19 protein-coding genes and 2 tRNA genes are annotated in these 20,893 nt (G+C 41.9%); all 21 read right to left on the bottom strand.

What is annotated here, in order from left to right; genetic code table 11:
- Positions 1-2: 2 nt before the first annotated feature.
- The gene (locus tag ODU39_RS03260) at positions 3-2,072 is read right to left on the bottom strand and encodes a DUF859 family phage minor structural protein (RefSeq protein WP_398579857.1); all 2,070 of its coding nucleotides are present in this window, start codon (positions 2,070-2,072) and stop codon (positions 3-5) included.
- 19 nt (positions 2,073-2,091) lie between these two features.
- Positions 2,092-5,133, bottom strand: coding sequence for a hypothetical protein (locus tag ODU39_RS03255; RefSeq protein WP_398579858.1), 3,042 nt, complete (start codon positions 5,131-5,133; stop codon positions 2,092-2,094).
- Complete coding sequence (locus ODU39_RS03250) at positions 5,134-6,633, bottom strand: distal tail protein Dit (protein ID WP_398579859.1); 1,500 nt, start codon at positions 6,631-6,633, stop codon at positions 5,134-5,136.
- Positions 6,630-10,775: a phage tail tape measure protein gene (locus tag ODU39_RS03245; RefSeq protein WP_398579860.1), complete on the bottom strand. Its 4,146-nt coding sequence runs from the start codon at positions 10,773-10,775 to the stop codon at positions 6,630-6,632. Before ODU39_RS03245 ends, ODU39_RS03250 begins: the two co-directional genes overlap by 4 nt.
- Positions 10,776-10,787: 12 nt before the next feature.
- Positions 10,788-10,961: a hypothetical protein gene (locus ODU39_RS03240; protein WP_253213143.1), complete on the bottom strand. Its 174-nt coding sequence runs from the start codon at positions 10,959-10,961 to the stop codon at positions 10,788-10,790.
- Positions 10,962-10,987: 26 nt separating this feature from the next.
- Entirely contained in the window at positions 10,988-11,317 is a 330-nt protein-coding gene (gpG, locus tag ODU39_RS03235; RefSeq protein ID WP_253213093.1) for a phage tail assembly chaperone G, read from the bottom strand.
- A 56-nt stretch (positions 11,318-11,373) separates the two neighbouring features.
- On the bottom strand, positions 11,374-11,934 hold the full coding sequence (locus ODU39_RS03230) for a major tail protein (RefSeq protein WP_253213094.1): 561 nt from the start codon (positions 11,932-11,934) through the stop codon (positions 11,374-11,376).
- A gap of 2 nt (positions 11,935-11,936) precedes the next feature.
- Entirely contained in the window at positions 11,937-12,383 is a 447-nt protein-coding gene (locus ODU39_RS03225) for a hypothetical protein (RefSeq protein ID WP_253213095.1), read from the bottom strand.
- Positions 12,380-12,754: an HK97-gp10 family putative phage morphogenesis protein gene (locus ODU39_RS03220; protein ID WP_253213096.1), complete on the bottom strand. Its 375-nt coding sequence runs from the start codon at positions 12,752-12,754 to the stop codon at positions 12,380-12,382. Before ODU39_RS03220 ends, ODU39_RS03225 begins: the two co-directional genes overlap by 4 nt.
- The gene (locus ODU39_RS03215; protein WP_253213097.1) at positions 12,751-13,119 is read right to left on the bottom strand and encodes a head-tail adaptor protein; all 369 of its coding nucleotides are present in this window, start codon (positions 13,117-13,119) and stop codon (positions 12,751-12,753) included. Before ODU39_RS03215 ends, ODU39_RS03220 begins: the two co-directional genes overlap by 4 nt.
- On the bottom strand, positions 13,119-13,421 hold the full coding sequence (locus ODU39_RS03210; protein ID WP_253213098.1) for a head-tail connector protein: 303 nt from the start codon (positions 13,419-13,421) through the stop codon (positions 13,119-13,121). Before ODU39_RS03210 ends, ODU39_RS03215 begins: the two co-directional genes overlap by 1 nt.
- 148 nt (positions 13,422-13,569) lie before the next feature.
- Positions 13,570-14,739 carry a phage major capsid protein gene (locus ODU39_RS03205; protein ID WP_398579861.1) on the bottom strand — a complete coding sequence of 390 codons (1,170 nt, stop codon included), beginning with the start codon at positions 14,737-14,739 and terminating at the stop codon, positions 13,570-13,572.
- A 27-nt stretch (positions 14,740-14,766) separates the two neighbouring features.
- The gene (locus ODU39_RS03200) at positions 14,767-15,420 is read right to left on the bottom strand and encodes a head maturation protease, ClpP-related (protein ID WP_398579862.1); all 654 of its coding nucleotides are present in this window, start codon (positions 15,418-15,420) and stop codon (positions 14,767-14,769) included.
- Positions 15,398-16,603, bottom strand: a complete 1,206-nt coding sequence (locus ODU39_RS03195; protein WP_398579863.1) for a phage portal protein — start codon at positions 16,601-16,603, stop codon at positions 15,398-15,400. Before ODU39_RS03195 ends, ODU39_RS03200 begins: the two co-directional genes overlap by 23 nt.
- 174 nt (positions 16,604-16,777) lie before the next feature.
- A complete protein-coding gene (locus tag ODU39_RS03190) occupies positions 16,778-18,532 on the bottom strand; it encodes a terminase large subunit (RefSeq protein WP_398579911.1) in 1,755 nt (584 codons plus the stop codon).
- Between the two features lie 21 nt (positions 18,533-18,553).
- A complete protein-coding gene (locus tag ODU39_RS03185; RefSeq protein ID WP_398579864.1) occupies positions 18,554-19,021 on the bottom strand; it encodes a phage terminase small subunit P27 family in 468 nt (155 codons plus the stop codon).
- Positions 19,022-19,035: 14 nt separating this feature from the next.
- Entirely contained in the window at positions 19,036-19,359 is a 324-nt protein-coding gene (locus ODU39_RS03180) for an HNH endonuclease (RefSeq protein ID WP_398579865.1), read from the bottom strand.
- A gap of 55 nt (positions 19,360-19,414) precedes the next feature.
- Positions 19,415-19,666: a DUF6275 family protein gene (locus ODU39_RS03175; RefSeq protein WP_253213105.1), complete on the bottom strand. Its 252-nt coding sequence runs from the start codon at positions 19,664-19,666 to the stop codon at positions 19,415-19,417.
- A gap of 10 nt (positions 19,667-19,676) precedes the next feature.
- Entirely contained in the window at positions 19,677-19,925 is a 249-nt protein-coding gene (locus ODU39_RS03170; protein WP_253213106.1) for a hypothetical protein, read from the bottom strand.
- Positions 19,926-20,063: 138 nt separating this feature from the next.
- Positions 20,064-20,173: transfer RNA gene (locus ODU39_RS03165), tRNA-OTHER, on the bottom strand.
- A 3-nt stretch (positions 20,174-20,176) separates the two neighbouring features.
- Positions 20,177-20,289, bottom strand: a tRNA-OTHER gene (locus ODU39_RS03160).
- Between the last annotated feature and the right edge of the window lie 604 nt (positions 20,290-20,893).

Here is a 20,893-nt window from a genome sequence, read left to right as displayed (position 1 = left end):
TTCTATGCTGGATATGGGTCATTAGTGATGTATGTAATTGTGCCAGTATATACATGAGCACCGCCAGTCCCATTTGTTAATCTGATTTTTCCATCTGATGCAAAATGCAATATTGATGGCGATTTTGTAAAGCTGCCTACATTCGGTGCCATAAGCATGTGCGTCTCAACAGTCGGACGATACCCTAACGGGATAGTCTCAACCATCTGACTATACTCAAAGACATCAATGTTGGTAATGCGACGATTAAGCGTGATGGTAACCAGGCTATCCTTGCGTATCAATGTCGCATTAAGCCCATACGGAAATCCCATCGTCAATGTCTTTAGTGGTTTTTCTTGCAAAAGTGGATGGTCTTCTGTCACCACCATTTTCCACGGTTGCCAACTGCCAGCTATCTTCACTCGATAGCAAGACACCATACCACTAAAGTCAATCGACTCCTGGAGTACCCAATCATTATCGTGCTTGCTTACTTTGATGTACTTCCATTGATTCTGCCCATCAAACGGAGGCTGATTAGCCATGCGCTCTCCGTAGTAAAAGCCAGTATCAACGTAATTATTCCAATCGCTAAAAGCCGGTATAGCTTGACCGGTGTTCTCTGTCAATCGATGATGTTGAATCGACTTACCGTTCAAGTAATATCCACCAGTTGACTCTACAGACCCTCCCGGAAGGTTCGTATCTACGATTTTACCGACCGCAAAGCGGTTGCCCTTCTCGTAGCTGAATACTACCGCTTCGGTCGAAATTTTGATTTTAAACTCCGAACGAGTGAACTTGTCTTCAAGTATTCCTATGACATCCCACGACTTATCGGAAGAATAAGTCCCTGATAGATTGGCCAGTGAATTTGTTAGGCTCGCCAAGGTCGTAAAAGTACCAGATGCCGGACCGTTGTCTGTCGTGTAATTATTGCTATCAGCTGGAGCTACACGAAAAGTTAAAGACATTGTATTTCTCTGACTGCCGCCAACGGTCAGCGGAGCAATACGAGCGTTTCTGAGGATAGAGAATGTGCTTGAGGTTGCTCCTGAACGTTCCACGCTAAAGTTGAAAGCTGGTGCAAAATATTCCAATACTGTCACAGTTCGCTCTATCGTGTTACTTGTTCGCCCACGACTGTCTGTCACCCTTGCTCGTATAGTAACCTGACCATGATAGTTCATGATCCCTAAGCTACCACCATTTTGACTGGTAGATTGGTTCCTGTCGACAATTTCTGCGTAGTAGCCACTAATAGTTGAACCGTATGCCCCTGTTGCTTGTCCGAAATGTACAGCAATATTCGAAACAATCTGCACAAACTGTTGTTCTCCTGGAATCAACATCCTAGCAGCAGTATTTCCGTCTAATAGTGTAAAACCAGTCAAACTGGGCTTGATACTATCTGGAACGCTTGCTGTGAAGGTAGTTGATTGCGTACCTGTTTTCGTCGAACCTGAGTAGGTATCAACGTAGATTGTACCAGTCCCACTCGTTGAGTTCGGAATATCATTTGCGAAATCAAGGGGAATAGTCCAAGTAGCGGATGTATCTACATTGGTTGCTATTATCCCTGATTTGTTTCCCCAGGCATACCGGACAATGTGCTTAAAACTAGAACTTTGACGGTGGATGTTGATAGTAAGTGCACTACCAATAACCCCAGAGCTAACACTTACAGAGCTGGAACGTGGGATTGTGGTCAGCCCATGAACCCAGTTCCCCGAAGCATTACCAAAGTTCAAAGTTCCATAGCTGATATTGCTCATATTAGAACTCAAGCCAATTCCTGCTGATTTTGTCCCATCAGCATTGTGACCTACTCGAAATTGTACTGAGCCCAAATATTTTTTAGAACCGTTCAGATATAGTGGACCAACTGCAAGGGTTTGAGATTGACCATCACAAGTGACGGTGACGGTATTGCCGTAAGTATTACCAAACTCAATGTTCCACCCTGTGTCCATTCCTATCCAAACATCAATCTTGATTACTGAGCTGTTTCCGCTTATATCTTGACTGACGGTGGATGATGTGCCTTCTAGGAAACCTCTCCAGTTCCCTGAATATCTAAATACTGCCATACTTTCAAGTTATCCCTTTCTATCCAACATACCGTTTAACATTGATGTCTGGATTGTTATGGTACTGTTCTTCTCTAAAACGTCCGATTTGAACCGTCTTTGAAAAGATACCGTTGTCAATGTGGATAACCCCTTTATCCACATACATGACTGGAGTGCCACTCGAAAACATCGTGATACGTCCATCTGGGCTAAACAACATGCTGGAGCTACCGTCTGCCTTACCCAGTGACAAACCATCGTTTGAGACCTGCATAAAGGTATCTACCGCATTCCAGCGCTGTGCTTGGTCTCCTAGGTTTGTCTCAATTTTTATGACACGCTGTAAGTGAGTTATCAGGTCCTTTTCAACTTTGGCCCATGTAGCTTCGTCGGCTACTTTCATATCTTTGATTTGTTTCAAGATATTGTTTACAGTATCCAGACTCGCTTTGGCTTCCAGCTCCGCTTGAATGATACCTGCTCGCTCGTTTAGCAAATTGAGTTGCTCTTGGGTAAATGCTTGGTCCGCTTTGGCGTCGATACGTTTTTCAACATCGGCCTGTGCTTCGCCAAAAGCTGTAGCGACAGTCCCTTCTTCCAACTGTGGTCTAGTTAAATAGAGGATAGAGTTAGTTGTAAAATTATATGCGTAAATGTAAAGTATTATATCCTTTTGAAGATCAACATCGTCATTTAGTTTTATCTGCCCAGAAACTCTATGCCATTTATTAACAGTATTTATATTTATAGTAGTTAAATTAGAGTGGAAATTAAGAATGCCGGATTTATTGTAGTAATGAAATCCAATTTCGATTTTAGTACCTGTCCCCGTAGAATATATATCAGTCGAAAATGTATAATTGCCTGTTTTTATATATTTTTTTTGTAAGTGAGTGTGTAGTGCTTTCCAATTTCGAGCACCATTCGACTCATTAAACTCTATAACCGGTCCAACACCAGAGAATGACTCTCTATATGTAGCATGATATGAAGTTGTAGGGTTTTCTATACCGCCGTTATATAAGTTGCTCCAATACGGTATATCCTTGTTTATATAAGTTATACCTTCGACTGTAAATCTTTCTGTTCGGTCTGTTGCATTACTGAAAGTTGCATTCCGTAAAATATTCCGTCCGCCAACTTCAATCTTCGCCCATCTATCTGCCCAGCGATACTTGGTCTTGTCCATGCTATCAACTTGGTCATAGTCCGAATAGTGTCCAATGTACCGCTGACCATTATCAGACGTGGTCAGACCTGTACCGTCTGCGTTGTCTGAGTATGCCCAATGAACTACGGGTGTTTGACCATTATCGCCTTGTGGTCCTTTAATATTCCCTACTAGCGCTCCGGCTGTGTACGACGGAGGAGTACTAGTTGGATTCAATGCAATAATGGGATACATTTTCCCAGACGGTGCTATAACTATTGAACCTATTGGAGGGAGATTGGCGGGGTTTGCGGTAGGTGTCAAATCGGATAAATAAATACCGGATTGATTGGCACTCATTTCATATATTGAGGTATAAACTTTATTTCCATCACGCCCAGCGACACCATCATTGCCAGGGTCTCCTTTCGGCCCGACTCCACCATCTCGACCATCCAATACGTTTACAAACGTCAGCTCATCAACAGCTACCTCATCGTTACCTATGTATGCTGCTACCGTCAAAGTAGAGGTATCCATAACATCTGCACCTCGGACTGTGTAAGTCATTCCTGTTGTTGTATGACCATCCAAGGACCAACGCCATGTGACACCAGCAACAACTGGCTTACCACCCTTGTACAAGGTAGGAGTGACAATGCTCTGACCAATTTGATTTTTAAAAATAACCCCGTTGTCTGTGGATAACTTAATAAGGTATGGCTGTGACGCTTCAAATAGCTCTTGCCAACGCTCCTGAATACCGTTCGACAACTTGTTTTTTAGCGCTCTGACGTTGTCAAATACAGTCTTATTAGTACTTGGCTTGGTGAAACTGATAGTTTGTTCTGAGACGCGCACCTCTAGCAACAAGGCGGGATAAAAATCTCCGTTGTAGACCTTGGCGGTATCTCCTATCTCCAAATCAACGTACCCATCAATTTCATAAGTAACTGACGGATAGGCTGAACGCATTAACTCTTTGTAAGCCTGTGTCCTAAGCATTTCCTTGCTTTTGGTATCCACAGTAATATCTTTGCGAGTATATTTGTCACGATTACCAGTAGAACCTGTCCATACAGACGGATATTTCTGCATAGAAATAGGAGCGTAGAGCATTTCTCCTTGTTGGAAAAACTCCACCACTCCATTTTCGTTTTTAACTTCCCAAGGTCCTAAGCCTGCGATGGTTATTTCTTGACCATTTTCGCCTTGTGCGGTCGGTCTGACTGCATTGACAATTAAATCCGTTTTATCAATTTTACGCTTAATAGAACGAATGTTTTTCCCTTTTTTCAAGATAATATCAGACCGAACTTTTCCGACGCCTTGGTGTTTGTCATCGTGTTCATGATAAACATTCAAGATAAAGTCCTTGATAGTTCCGTTAGAGTTTAATCTAACCTCAAAATCAACTTCTGCATCAAACTTATTAGCCAAAGATAGAATGCGGTTTAGTTTAGTATCTTGTCCTGTCCATTCAAGTGTACGCCTTTGATCAGAGATTTCATTGACGCCAATTCGTAAAGCCGCAAACTCCAACAAGCCCATAACATCGCAATATTCTTTGAATGTACGAGCTTTGTCAGATTTGAATGGATTGGTGTATTCGTTAGTCAACTCCAAGTTCAAATCTTTACATGTACAAGTAATGGTATGTTCAGTCTCTTCAATAGTCATGACATTAAAGAGATATGTCCGTCCTTTGTATACAAACGAAACGAACGACTGATCATTCAGTGCATTTGCGGTTTGATAAGGGACAACATCTGTCTGAATAGTCTTCTTGAACACAGTAAATTCAAAAAGGCTACTTGCTTTACTTAGATAACGCGTCCACTTATCGTTGTAAAAATTCAAAGTCCCCTGTTTATTGTTATCAATAAAGGCAACTTTTTGTAAATTGTTATCATGAATCGTTAAAATCATCTATAAGTGCCTTTCTTCGATATTTACGGAGACGGTCGGAGTCTTTTGGATAAAGCTAGACAACAAAATCTCTAATTTAGACTTACCCGGCGGAATAACCAAATCCCATCCAGACCCATCTACAACCTGATGATTTGCGGGTAGTCCGTCAATTGTAACCAAGTCTTTTTCGACATCTAACACTACGGTAGAACCAATCTGAAAACGATTAGGAACATCTACAGTTCCCGTCACAAAGTCCTTGCGATAGACTATACTGTCTAAATACATGTGATGGATATGTGGGTGACTTCCCAAAGCGCCTAAAGCTACATGAATCTTAGCGGATTTTCGACCTTTGATTTCCGGTACATAGAATTGCGGATACGAACCCCACCAGTGTACCTGTAACATATCATCACGCCTTAGAATATCCTCCCAACCTCTCTCTGCGTTGAACGGATTGTCGCTATCTAAATGCGTACATTTAAACGGCCAACTCCTCAAAATCTTGTATCCGCTACGACCGTCTGAGACAAGCAGATTGAATTCCGAATCGATACCATTTCCTCGTTTGAATGTTTCGACACCATACAAAAAACGGCCTTCTGTATCAGAGACCGTTAACTTAATAAAGCCCTTTTGCATGGCGCTCCCTGCCCAGAAGATTTGCCTCCACCAAAGATACTCATTCAAAGCACCTCTATCACTACTACTGTCCAGCGGAATTTCCCAAGTAATAGAACCAGCATGATGCGGTCCAGAACCAGCACCTCGACTACCCATAGCTAAATGCGGGCGACCGAACTCGTTCTTTATATACAATTGAGTGTCTAACGATTGCGATAAATCATTTAGAATGGCTGTGTTTTTTTGACCTTGCGCAAAGCCTTTGACAATACCGTTGTCAGAGACATAATCGAAAAGAATTTCCGAACGCTTATACGTCTCCGTGTCTGCTTCTTCTCGGTCTCCGATTTCTAGGGCATTGTTTTGGTTTATGATGCCGATATAGCCGTTTTCGGAATTGTGTTTTATCGTAATGATAGGAGGAGCAGGTACGTTTCCATTGTTCACTAAATCAAAGACTAACTTCCCATTCTCTTCTCTTGGATTGTCAAAACGTTTATAGGCTGTCGAATGAGCAACACCGTCAGGGATTAGGAATTCGATTTCTCCTTTTTGATACCACCTTGCAATAGCTTCGCTAGATACATCTCCCGAAACCAAGGCAAGATAGTATTTATCCGGCTCATCCGATATAACCAGACGTTTCGGTTCATCTACATAAAAAAGCCCAGCCAGCTCATGCTTGGAGCGCTCGATTTCTAGGGCCGACGATTGTAATAACGTAAATTCTACCCTTATAACCTTTTCAGATGTGTAAACCCCGTGAATGTTCGACCCTATCTTCGGAGAAGTATCCTTTTCGATTTCGCGAGAATTTCCTACGGATCGATGGACACGAATAACTTTTAGAAACGCTGACAAATCCACTCCGTTGTACACTACTTTTGTCAATGCTTTCTCCTTTCTAGCATGTTATCAATAATAGTTGCTGGACTCTGATACCTAGACAAATCATCACCGATTGCTCCAATCAACGCGCCTGTCTCTATCATCATATATTGCGGACGCTTAGCTGTTTTTTCTGCAACAGAAAGCGCTTGTTGAACCAGTTGATCGTTTTTGTTGTTGGTTAGCCAATTGAGCAACTCGTTCAATAAAGACTCTAACTTATTGTTAATCGTGTCTTTCGCTGACTTCGAGAACATTACCTCTCCGCTCTTGCGGATCTTCTGAATCCGATTCGCAATGCTAGAGATTCTGGTATCCTCGAATCCGATGCCGTCAGCATAGTGTGGGAATAGTTTCTTGGTATCGCTAGCTTTCAAGACCTTTGTTCCTCTCGGAAGCGGAAGCGCTACATTTCGTCCTTCTGGAATAAAGCTTTCCCCAGTTGGCAACGTCACCAACTCACGATACAACGAACCTTTCTGGTCGTTGACCACAGCCAAGCCCCCAGGGTGGAAGTTAGTGCCTGAAGCATACGGTTGAGGGCCATCGTAAATAGCTTTTATCAATGTTTCCCTATAAGTCGGAATAGAGTTAATTTGTTCTCGAATACCTGCTGCTGCACTAGAAGCCTTATCGTCTACAAGAATAGACGGCACACTACGTTGTTGAACTGAATTTATCCCTGCCTGAGCTTCAAATACACCGATGCCTGTTGCGTTAATGACGTTCAACGGGACTGTTTTTCCTATCAATGAGTTAATCGTCATCTGAGCTGATTCAGTACCTTTAGCTGTCAAATTAGACGCGTAGAGTTCCTTTTGTTCTGCTGTCAGATTGTTCCAATTAATCAACGCCGTTTCCGCTGATTCTTCAGTAGCGAGAAATTGTTCATTACTTGCCAAGAGTTCCTTAACCTCAGCTGGCATACTATTCCAAATCTTGAGGTTTTCTATACTATCAAATATTGCTTGTATACCCAAATGTCCATCAACAACCAGTTTTTTCTCTTCTACAGTCAGCTCTTCCCAACGACCGGCCTCTGTCAAAGCCTCTGCCACAACTACACGAGCATTAGAAGTCAAATTGGCATTCTGGAGCATAAAGGAGAGGCTGTTCCAATTTTCTTTTGCCACGACTGCTTTCTTGATTTCCTCAACAGCATTTGTTTTAACTTGGCCAGTTTTCTCATCAAAAACAATCGCTGTCCACAAAGCATTCGCTTGTTTCATTTCTTCAGTCATATTAGCTGTTGACAGCGCCAAGAGTTCAGAACCTTTTGCTCCTTTTTCTGCTGCTATATCTACTTTCTTAGACAGCTCCTCATAAGACAATCCTAGCTTATTCAAAAAAACTTGTGCTTTTTCGATATTTTGCTGATTGTTAGTCGTAAAATCACGTAAACGCGCATTAGCTTTGGCATCTCGTTCAGCAGCCGCCTCGGCGTATTTCTTACCTAAAACATCCATAACAGTGTTATGTTCTTTTTCAGCCTGCTCACGTTTAGCATTATATTCCTCTTGATTTAGCATTTTGCTATCAAGAGACTCCTTGAGCAGAGAGAGTTCTTCGTCATAGGCTTTCTTTTCAGCAGATAAGGCTTCTTCTAAGCTTGCCATCGTCTTTTTGAGTTGTGTCTCATTAAGAATTGCCAAGTCATCGTTGAACGCTTTCCGGACTGCGAGTTCTTCCTCATTAGACAATTCCATAAGAGAAAGTTTGACATTGATAAGCTCGCGTTGATTATTTTCTACAATAGCCAACTCTTCTGATGTTAAATCATCCACTGCGCCATTGTGACGGTCGTAGATAGCTTGTATTTCCTCTGTCATCTTCCGTGCATTTGACACATAGCGATCGTTATTTTCTTTCCCTCGCGCAATCTGTTCAGTTGTCAAACCTAGTTTTTGACCAATTTCATCAAGTCTGGCATTTGCTTCGTCTCTAGTTGCCGTGATTTCATCCATTAGGTCGGTAAAGGCTTGTTTCACTTCTTCCACAGATGTCGCACCGTTTTTACCGAACGTCTCAACAGCAAGGCGTGTATCATCTACTTTTGTTTTGAATGTTTCCAGTTCATTCCTTGTTGCACTATCAAGAGTTACCCCCCACTCTTCAACTTTTTCACGAGCTCTATCCTTCTCTTTGTTAAGCCAAAGTAAACCCGCTGTAAGAGTGGCTACACCAGCTACCGTCAAACCAATCGGGTTTGAAAGCAAACCTAGAGTACCGCCAAAAGTTGATGCATTGGTTGTCGCAGTCGCTGTAGAACTAGCAAAGGCTGACAACAAAGGTTGTCCGGTCTGCAAAGCTCCACTCACTTTCCCGAGTGCTGTAGACACTTTCCCTAATCCATTAAATATCGAACCGGTAACGCCGATTCCTTTTCCTAATACATTCAAAGCCGGACCTGATGTAGCTGCAATCAAGCCCCATTTGATAATTTGTTGTTGTTGTTCCTTGTCCAACTTACTAAAAGCTTTTGCAAGATCTACCGCGCTTTGGATAATAGGTTCGGATGCTTCCAGCCCGTCACGGAGCGCATCAACCAATGGGCCGCCAAATTCAATAGCTACATCTGTTACTTCATTACGAAGCATTTTCAGTTTCGATTCCGTGGTTTCATAACGTTTATTTGCTTCTTTTGTTAAAGCGCTGTTTTCGCTCCAAGCCTTGCTACTCATGTTGACTGCTTCAGTAAACAAGTCCTGGGCATTTCCTGCACGGAGCAAAGAGTCTCTGAGGCGCACTTCAGAAAAGCCCATCTCATTCAGCATTTCAATAGCCGACTCACCTGACTCTTCAGCATTACCCAAACCATTGATAAATGCACCTATTGCGCCAACAGCATCTTTTTCAAATTTCTGCACAAACTCATCAGCTGTCATTCCGGAAATTCTTGCAAAGTCTTCTAGGTTGGCAGAAGCCTTTACTATGTTTGACATTTCCGTTGAGGTCATACCTATTGAATCAGCCAGTTTTTTGAAGTCTTTCGGGCTATTCGCGAGCATTAACTCAAACTCACGGCGACTTACACCTGTTTTTGCAGTCAATTCGTCCATTCCTTTTGAACCGCTTGTGACAGCTAACTGCATTTTGACCATCATTTTGGAGAATGCCGAACCACCCATCTCAGCTTCGATTCCGACAGATGAAAGAGCTGCGGATAGACCAATAATGTCGGCTTGACTAAGACCAATTTGAGCACCCGCACCAGCTAAACGACTAGCCATTGCTGTAATGTCAGCTTCCGTTGTAGCGAAGTTGTTACCGAGTTCTACGATAGATGCACCAAGCCTACCGTAGTTTTCTGGCGCAAGCTTGGTAATGTTTGCAAACTTTGCTAACGATTCGGCAGCGGTTGTGGCAGACATGTTGGTAGACTCTCCAAGGTCAATCATGACTTTCGTGAAATCAGTAATGTTGTCTGCTCTAATGCCTAACTGCCCTGCTATTTCTGCAACATTAGCGATTTCAACAGCACTTGCCGGCAACTCTTTTGATAACTGCCTAATGTTTTTAGAAAGTTTCTCGTAAGAAGTCGTCGCAGTTTCATCAACAGTCTTTTTCACGCCAGCAAACGCAGATTCATACTGAACTGCTGCTTTTACCGCGTATCCAGCTCCAGCCATAATTGGAACTGTTAAGCCTGCCGTGAGTGCTTTTCCTACACCTGCAGTCGCATCTCCAAAGGTTTTTAATTCTTTACCTGATTGAGTTAGATTAGTCCCAAGTTTCGTCCAGAGACTTGATTGTGTAGCAATTTCACGGGCTAAGGCATTGTACTTATTTTGGAGTTCTGCAACCCTAGCGGCGGTCGCGGTCATAGCGGATTGCGCGCCAACTAACTGATCCTTTTGTTCAGACGTAGCGCTACTAACATCTCCGATTTCATCTTTTAAGTTGTTGTAATGCTCGGTTTGTTTTTTTAATAATTCTTGATACCCTTTCAGAGAATGACCTGTCTGTGTATAAGTCGCTTTTAACCCAGAAAGTTTATCTTTCTGACCTTTAAAACTAGTCTCTAACGTTTTTAAAGAATTATCCAAACTCCGTGTATACAATTGGAGCTGCCTAGTGTTATTAATAAACGGCGAAATATCCAGTTGAGCTGTTGCAACCAAATCACCTAAATTCGATACTCCCATTCTTTCTCCTTTCTAGCCAAAAAGGAAAGGAAAGGCCTTGTCAAGCGTAGTTTCAACAACCTCCTCTTTCTTTTCGACAGATTTTTTTTCTAACGCTTCTACCATCAACTCAATATCAGATAGTTGCATTTTTTTAATCTCTAAAATTGTATACCCTCTATCAAGCAAGACGCCAATCCAACTCAATAGGTTTTCTCTTGCCTCCTCAGGCGTTACGCTTCCTTTGGCTCTTCACCATCTGTTTCTTCTTTTTTTCCACCTAGTGCCTCTAAGTAGAGATTATTCAACACCTCTAACACTGACATATCGGCTTGTTTTAAATCGTCAACAGAAAACTGCTTACCGTACATGTCTACAAACATTTGAAGATACGCCTCGTTCAATGTGCGGTGTTTTTTCGGGTCTAAGACGGATTTTTCGTTGCTATACAATGCAGATTGGCGAACTTGGTGTTCTACTGCTAACAAATTATCTTCTACGTTGATGTAGTCTTTTTTAAATACCTTATCAACGCCACCTTGTTTTAAAGTAATCTCAAACATTCTTTACTCCTCTAAAATCAAAAAATAAAAAGGCGGATAAACCGCCTTTATTCACATTATCCTGGTGTGACTGGAGGGAAGACCATCTTACGAAATTCAGTCAATTGGAATTCTGGGTTGTCCTCGCGACCGATATACATAATATCCCCATCTTCCTCATCGCCACGAGCAACAAAATTACCAGTTGTTGAATCAGTTTTAGGATCTGGCGTGCCATCTTTGGTCGCTAAATCCATCCCGGGTACATTGAATTTACCTTTCAGAAGCCCCACCCAGATATACTTCCCATCTTCCATACGCGTACGGAACATGCAGGCGACGTCGTTCGGTGTAAGATTTTTGTTGTATTTCTCAACACCGCCCACCACTTCAATGCCGTAGAAATCTTTGCGAGCATCAGAGTTCAAGTCCAATGTTTCGATTTCCAGTTTAGCATCTGTGATACCTGCCGAAATAACAGCATATGGTCCATCATCAGCTGCAATTGTCAAGAGTTCATTTGTCAGTTCCAGTTTGGCAGATTTCATGCCAGGTAGTTTTTTAGTGGTTGCTACTGTGTTTGTTGCCGAGAGTTTTCCGTACTCGAAACCGCTCAATCCAAATTTAACTTTTCCCATTTTTAGTCCTCATTTTCTTTATTTTCTGACCAATCAAAAAAGCGATACTTCCTAATGTTCATCAATAGATCAATATCGCCATCTTTGTACCTTGGTTTTTCGCCGGCGGTATATCTTTCAAAACCACCTTTAGTTAGTATTTCATCTATTTTTTTTGCAATCTGATTGGATTGCTTAGCCGTTTGACACCAAAAGTTGATAGTCACACGATACTCTGTAGCTAGAGGAGCATCGTCTGCATAATAAGCAGGAGTGTCATAGTTAGGGTTAATTCTTACAAATGGAGCCAACTCTTTTTTAATCACATTGACGGGATGCTCTGGGATGGAATAGGTAAAAATTCCTTGCTTGAAGCCGTTTCCAAACTTGCTCCCACGAATGCTATCCAAGAGTTCATTAAGGCTTTTGTCGGCACTTAGCAGTTTATAGACTGTCGCTTCAGCTATCATAAACCTAACCCCTCCTTGACTTTTTTAGCGTAGATTTCCTTAGCTCTAGGCGTCATTGTATTTATCGTCTTTTCTTTGAACCCTTGCGGCGCTTGATAAATTGTACCGTCATCTGGAAAGTGTGAACGCCAACCTGTTTTTCGACCATACCCAATGTCCTTGGAGATAATCCCTTCACTAGCTCCCTTAAACCCTGTGACCACAACTTCATCTGCCAAATGACCGAATAAGTCTTCACTTTCAGGAGTGTTCTTTTCCAATTCCTCTGCGAACTCGTCTGCAACTTGTTTGACTGCAGCCCTTGCGACCCGAGGCGCTTTGACCTGTAACTTGGTAAGGTTGGCAAGTATCTTATCCAATCCTTTTGTCATGACACTCTCACCGCCTTAATCATAATAATGTCTTTATTTGCATAGTCAATTTCTAACTCTGTGATTTTGTATTCAAAGCCATTGAAATCGACATACATAGAGTTATCGAACGGTGGTTTTGGGTGATAACGGATGATAAACACTTTCTCATCTTTGTAAGATTCAAGTGGTTTTTGACCGTTCTGAGCCAAATCTCCAACGTAGGATTTTCCGCCTACTTTGAAGTCTTTAACACCAGTTCTGGATACTTCAGCCCAGCAAGTATAGACGTCTTGTCGAATAGTATCCACAACTTCACCATCTTCGTTCTGACCCGCGGTTCTCGAAAAGATTGTAATCCGTGTATTCATACGACGTGTAATCATTATCCGTCGCCTCGCAATCGTAGTTGGTGGATGATATTCAGTACACCATTTACCAGCGGATAACGTTCGCTATCCGCTGACAAGCCACGGTGTTCATATTCCTCTTTGACCTGCTTCATAACAGCCAGGTCAAATTTAGGATAATCTTTAAATGTTTCAGGGGTTGCCCCTTCCTCGATTGCAAAACAGATTTGTTCTTGGACACTAGGGATGATGATGTCCGTCAACAAATCATCTTCGTAGTTTATGTCTATTTTGCAATAGTTTTTCACCTTATCGAGATATTCTTTCGTGATTTCCATAGCGACCTCCTATTACACTACCAACGCCAAAAGTTCGCTCTTAGTCATTGAGGATGTATAAGAAATCCCTTGGTTGTCAAGGTATGCCTTGATTTCGGTTACTGTGTTAGCGCTAGTCGGTTTCGCCACTACTCGAGTAGTGGCTGTTTTAGGGCGTGTACGTTACAAAGAAACCAGCTTTTGCATCGATTTTCTTCACACCAAAACGAATTACAGCCTGCAAGTATTGACCATAGATTTCATTGTCTACCCAACGCAAACCAAGGTCTTTACGATCTGCAAACAAGATACCTCGTTTGAAATCACCAACAAAGGCTTTTGCTTCTCCTGCACTACCGAGAACTTCATCATTTAACACAAAGACTGTCTTGCCAAGGAATACCTTACCTGTAGATGATGTGATAGAGTCCTGGAGAAGGTAGCGACCATTGCCATCTTTCAGAGTATCTAAAATTTGATAGAAACTTTGAGAGACTACAAACGCTACATCGTAAGCTGGGTCAAGTTTAACGTTCAAAATTTTCTTCAAGTCATCGAGATTCGCAACCGTTTCAGCTGTAAACGACTTCAGAACGCTTGCGATTGCATCGTTTGTAGTGTTGACCTTGATTTGAGCCACTGTTTCAGCAACGATAGACACCAAGTCAACATCTGCGTCATCGATAGATTCTTGAGAGATAGGAATGGCACCACGGTAAGTTGTGACTTTCCAATCTACTTCATCAAAGTCTGGTTTAGCAAGAGCAGGGTTTTTCTCCAATTCTTCTACGCTGACCATTTTAGTCGTAGCTTTTTTAAGAATTGGATACTTACCTGATGCTTTTTTAGCAGGGTGGATAGTAGTGAATGGTTTCAAATCCACTGTTGTCTTGATTTCACGTTGAGGAGTATATAAAATTTCCTCGCTAGTGATTTTTGTTGTGTGTTCTTTCTTCACTCCGTCGGTTGTCGGTGTGATATCATTCATTGCAATCAGCACCTCATCACGTCCTGCAAAGCGTAGTCCATCGTGGTTTTCTGCTCCTTTAGAACGAATGAAAGCATTTACTTTGTCTCGATAAGTCATTTCTTCTTGTGGCACTTCGTGTCCTCCTTCGTTTTCTGCACCGCCTACTTCTAACGCGTCTTCAAACATAGCTAGATTTTCTTTAGCTGCTTCAAGCTCAGCTTTTGCTGACTCAACATCTGCTTTCAAAGCTTTTGCTGTATCAAGGTCATTTGCCTCTAGGGCGTTTTTGATTTCTGTTGTTTTTGTTGCAATCGTAGATGTAAGAGTGTTGATAGACTCTTTTAATTCTTTAATCTTTTCATCAAACATAAATTTCCTCCAAAATAAAAAGGACTATCAAAGTCCTTGTAAGATTTCTTCTTTTTCAATTTCCAGTAGCATAGCTTGGATTTCTTTCATCTCAGCTCTTGCGTTTGCGATTTCGTCATCAGATAACATATTGTCAGCGCCGTTTGCAACTGCTTCAAAGCTCATCACTTCATCTGCGAAGCCAAGTTCTACCGCCTCGTGAGCCGACATATAGGTTTCTTTTTTCATCATCTCCATAAGTTTATCTTCATCAAGACCAGTCTTGCTTACATAAGCGTTGATAATTGATTTATCAATGCTTTTTAGCGCTTCTGACGCTCGTTCTAAGTCGTCGCTATTTCCAGAGACTTCTCTAAATGACGCCTTATGAATCATGATTTGCGCAGTCGGGCTAATAACAACCTTGTCTGCTCCCATAATCGCAAATGAAGCTGAACTACCAGCAATTCCCGTTACTTCTGCTGTGACAGTACCTCTATAGTTCCGTAAAGCTGTGTATATTTCGCTTCCTGTATTGACCACACCGCCTTGAGAGTTGACTTCAATTATCACATCGCTACCATCTTCTGGTAGTTGATTAATCAATTTCTTCGGACTCGTTGAATCTCGGCCTAGATAGTCGTACACATCTTGCAAATCGTTTGGGATCATTAATCCTTTAAGCATTATCCTCTTCGGCATTTCTTGTCTCACCTCCTTTCACGTCTTGATAGGTTTCTTTTTTATCCAAAAAGACATAGTTTAGACTAGATTGGAACCTATCCATTTCTGGATTATCAGACTTCGGCAAGCCGAGCTGTTCCAATCCCTCGTTCGGTGTGAGAAGTTGGTTGTTGACCATATTTCGCACATCGTCCACACTTAAACCGGTAACGCTTCTTGTGTCAAATTCTATGCGGTACTTTTTGCGTTCGTCATAACTAAACACCTTCAAGCCGAGTTCGCTTGTGATGGCATCCAGATAGAACGGCATATCATTCGATACATAGTCATCCATCAATTGAGCGACTGACTGGTTAGGGCTATTCACTCCGAGTTTATAACTTGGAACGCGGAGTACCTTTGCAATCTGCGCTGTCGTGAAATTGTTGCTACTGATAAGCTCAAGCACCTTCGTGTCAATCTCCAACGGCGAGTATTCTTGAGTATCATCAAATACTAGCGGGCTTCCGCCTGCTGAACCCTCGCGCATCTTCTCAAAGTCTAGACGCGCTTTTTTGCGAGCCTCTCCACTCAATTGCGAACCTTTCAGTTTGAGAATGCCGCTAGAAAAACCATCCTTGAAAAATTTCAAGAGTGTCTTAGTACCTTCGTCTTGTAAGGCAATTTCGTCTCCAAGAGAAAGCAAAGGCGACCGACCAAGGATTGTGTCATGGCTAAAAAATTTCCAGTGAATGACATCGTCCGAACGACACTTAATTTCCGAGCCTGTTAGATTATCTGTAAAGGTGTAGATCAACTCGTGGTTATTGGTTTCCTCGACCCTCGTTTCCGACGGTCTATAAAAATGAAACTGCAAGGCCTTTCCTGTTTTGGGGTCTCTCAGAATCCTGGAATAGCTATTGCCTGTCAAAATCGCATTGACAACCATAGCAAACTTCCAGGTTCTTGCGCTTGCATTTTTAGTGGATTGAACATTGAGTAAGTAGTTAAAATCTTCATCCTCAATAATTTTTCCATCCACAGTTTTTTTCAGTAGCGGAAACCGAGCGACATCTCCAGCGATGATAGATACTGCCGTCAAAATATCACTATTTTTCAAAGCAGAAATACCAACATATGACGGAGCGTTATTCCCTGCCAAAACCGAAGCGATATAGTCATCGTAAGAAACTTTGCTGCCTAACGATTGAAAAAAACTCATTTTCCCTTTCTCACCTCCTTTCTATCCATTGTCAGCAAGAAAAGCTAGGATAACAAACAGTACGCCACTAACTAGGAATCCTAAGATAGAGTTGAACAAAAAAGCTGACAGACCTATCAAAAAGAAGCCTGTCAGTAACATGATAGTGTGAATGTTATTTAAAATCCATTTCATTTAAAACATACTCTCCATTCCTAGTATTTTTTCATCAGTCCAGTAACCAGAACCGTCGAACGGCTCTAGGAAACAAACTGCGTAAGCATTTAACCCAGCATCTGCAGGGTCAATCTTATTGCTGTTCTTGTTCTTATCGATCCGCATACCGTTGTTGTCAACCTTTGTGAAGGCGTTATTAAAAGCCATAGTCAACAACGGATTGCCGGAGTGTTTGATTTTCCCTTGCTTCATGTCATCCCTGAATTGCTTTGTAGGCATATTCAAGACCATGGTTGTTTGAGATACTTGGATTAGCGGCCATTCTGGATGACGTTTTTCAATCATGGTCAAGAGCGAACCGAACTGATACGGGTCGTAACAAATGCCATGCACTTCCCATTCGTTTGTGTAAACCATCTCTTCCAGTTTCTCCATGACTCTCTCGTCATCTATGACCCCAGATTCAAGCGTGGTTATTTCACAGTAGCCTTGTCTTTCAAGATTGGTGTAAGAAACACCATCACGCTTTTCTTTTGCTACTAGTCCATACTTAGTTGCGACAAAAGAGAAGTTATCAATGTGCCAATAGTCATCCATCTGAACGATTGGAGTTATAGCAAAAAGGTCACTTACTCTACCTACGTCAACACCTATCCAAACCCTACGTTTGTTAGTGTCTGGCTTATCAATATAGGCCTTATTCCAAGTTTCTTTATCTAGGTAAGACTCTTCACTAGATTGCCTCCACATGTTAAAGTTCTTGACCAGAACCTTGTTGATTTCTCCGGTTTCAAGAGAAGTTTTTCTACGCTTGCGGAGATAATCCATAATCTTATCTCTCAACGCTTCGACTTCGAGGATAGGGTTAGATTTTATCCAGTTTTCTTCGTCTGCTATCTCAACCTCGCTATCCTGTTCAGCAATATAGCAGAAGTAAGAATCGTCCTCTATTTCTTCGTTAAGAAGTTTTTCTGAGTAACTATACTCAATAGTGTGCATCGGTACATTCAAATCAAGACCTGCGGTTGAAATAATAAGAATAAATGGATTGTCTAATTGTCCTTGACCGGATTCCAAAAGCTCCAACATCTCATTTGTCTTGGATGCTGCATACTCATCTAGGACACCAACATAAGGCTCAAAGCCATCGACTGCACCAGTATCACGGCTGAGCGCTCGAATATAGGATTCATCATTCTTGTTGAACAATTCATCTCTTGTTACCTTTGTCGCCTTCTTGATGTCGGCAGACTTAGCTCTAAGAGCTTCCAATTGTTTCTTAGCCATAGTCCACGCTATCTTAGCTTGTGTACGGTCGTTGGCAGTACAAAACAATTGTCTACTCAGTGCAGGGTTGCGACCGAACAGAAATTCGTAAAGCAAAATCCCCGCTATCAAAATTGTTTTACCGTTCTTACGAGCAACAGATACCATAGCTTTTCTAAACCGCCTAATAGAGTTATCAGCTTCCTTTCGCCATCCGTAAAGACTTGAGATGATGAACTTCTGAAATCTTGCTAGCGGGTAGGTCTTACCAGTTTTGACATCTGGCAACATCTCCAAAAAATCAATAGTGTTTTGAGCTTTTCCTGGGAAATAAGAAAATTGAAAATTAGGGTCACTGATTTTTTTTAGATCATTTAAATGTCGCAAGCAAGCCTTAACGACTTTCTTACCGGCTATCAACTTCCCGTCGACAATATCTTTGGCATAATAAAAAGCGACATCTTTGTACTCGTCGCCTATCATTGAATAATCATAAGATATTGGAATGACCCCCTTTCGTTTTTTCAATTATCCTCCAAACTTATCAAACAAGCTTTCTTTTTTCTCCTCCTTTTTAGGAGTGAACATCTTCATACGGCTATCAACAGTCAATCCCAACTGACTAGCTGTCATGCGGATATTAGTAGTCGCTTTTTCCAAAGTCAGTATGAGTGGATTTGAAATCCAACCTTTATCCTCATCGTAGATAACCAACCCCAATTCATCTATCTTTTGCGAAACCTCTTTGTAGACTGCGTACCAGGTACAGTAACTTTCGAGGACAGCCCTGTCCAAATTACGAATAGGCAACATCCGCAACCCTTTGATTACCCTGCGATATTCTGCTTTCGCTATATCGTTAAAGTGAGCAGGTGGGCTATTAGACAACATTGGTAACCCATCAGACGCAAGCTCTTCAACTTCTTTACGCTTATCTTTTTCTGCTTTGGTTAGGTGCTTCTTATTGGCAGAAACGACTTTCATCTTACGCCCCATAGACTACCTCCTTTCTAGTTCCAAGACCCTTTGGCATCGTTACAAGCTTTACAAATCGGCTGTAGATTGTCCCAGTCCAAACGCTTAGACCAATCCTTTCTTACACTAATTATGTGGTCGGTCATAGTTGCCTCTCCACCACATACAGCACAAATATAATCGTTAGCAAGCAGTACCATCTTGCTAGTTTTTCGCCAGATGGCAGAGTTGTAAAATTGCATGGTCTCTTTGTTGTATTGCCATCGGTTCTTGTTATAGTTTTGATATTCTTCTTTTCGGCTGTCATAGTCCGCGATAATTCTGCGACCGTTAGCCATTGTTAGTTTTTTAGGCTTCATACTTTTACCAATCCAAAGTAGTCTTTCCAACCGGTCAAGATGAGTGATCACGCTCCTAATCTTCGATTACTCGGTTTGATACCTTGGCATAGACATCCACATAAGTTTCTGCTTTATCGCCATTATGAGTTACTTCCGCATAGTCGCCACACTTTTCATCAGACTTGATTTGATTAGTGCTGACTAATGCTTTCCAATTTTGTAGGGTTTTGCTGAACCAAACTACAAAACAGTCTTCAGTCTTGATTTCACGACCTGACAGACGTGAAAATTCTTGAGCTGCCAATTTCTTTGCTTTTTCTAACATAATTTCCTCCTTAACGTTTATACCACGGTTTCTTAAGTTGTTTGACTTCACGCTCTAACGCTTCAATTCGTTTTTCATAACTTTCAAACATGCGATTGACGGTCTGGATGTTTGTGGATTCAATGTTTTTCAGATTATCCAAACGATTCTCCAAGCTATCCAATCGAGTCTTGTGACCGTTCAACCTAAAACCAAACCAATCCATGCAATCCCATAATTCTATGATAGGCTTATATTTCTTCTTGATACGTTTGTTCATGGTGCTACCTTCCTGAATACCACAAAAAGACCACATCTCTGCAGTCTTTTCGAGCGAAAAATTTCAGCCCCTCGCATGGTACTAGCAAACATGGTCTTAGGGTCCTTTATTTTTGATTTTTGGTGCTAGTTTTTAAAACGACAAGGGATGGATTCGAACCATCATCTCTGGGTTATCAGCCCAGCCTTCTGCACATGCGCTTCTTTTTGATGCGTCCACCAACTGCCCGCGCTTTGAACTACCTTGTCTAACGGGAACAGCAGGATTCGAACCTGCATATTACGCAACCATGCGTCAAAAGGAATCGAACCTTAATTAGTAAGGATTACACTACCCTCTACTCTACCTGTTAAGTTATGTTCCCAAGAAAACGCTGAGATTACACGTTTAATCAGCTATCTTTTGCAACCTTATGGGTTAGTTGCTTATCCACCGAAATCCCTTTCGGTAATAGCCATGCACGGTTGGTTAGACCAACCACTCCTGACGTCACAAACTACTAAGCCGTTTTTCAATTAACGAAAACCCCGCTGTAGGTCTAAGCTGCTTTACTCTTCGACTTCACTCTCATCCTTGCGAGATTTGAGTGGGTAGCCTAGCTACCGAAGTACACTTTCATTTGCGACGGGCGATGTCTTTCGCTTTAAAACAATATTTTTATTCCAAACATAATAAGCTCTATGTATTGTCAGCATATCATAGACGTGCATCGCCATGCGTTTCGTTTCCTTTTGAGAAACAAAATGCGCAACGCCTATTATTACCTTCTGGCTAGCAACCTTCCGGCTCGTTACATTTCCACGGGTATTCAACCCATCAACATGTAACATGGTGTCCGCTCTTGACGCGACTCTTGAACTTTGACACCTTCTTCATTCTCCATATTCGTCTCAAGCACTACTGACGTAGCCCATCACCGATTGGCTCTTGGCGAAACTCTTTGACTTCATACGTTGCCACCCACCGAA

The organism is Streptococcus sp. 2021WUSS126 (genome assembly GCF_044427255.1).
In the GTDB taxonomy this organism is placed as follows: Bacteria; Bacillota; Bacilli; order Lactobacillales; family Streptococcaceae; genus Streptococcus; species Streptococcus hashimotonensis.
Note: the sequence above shows the minus strand (reverse complement) of the source record. Positions and strands in the feature narration are given on the sequence as shown.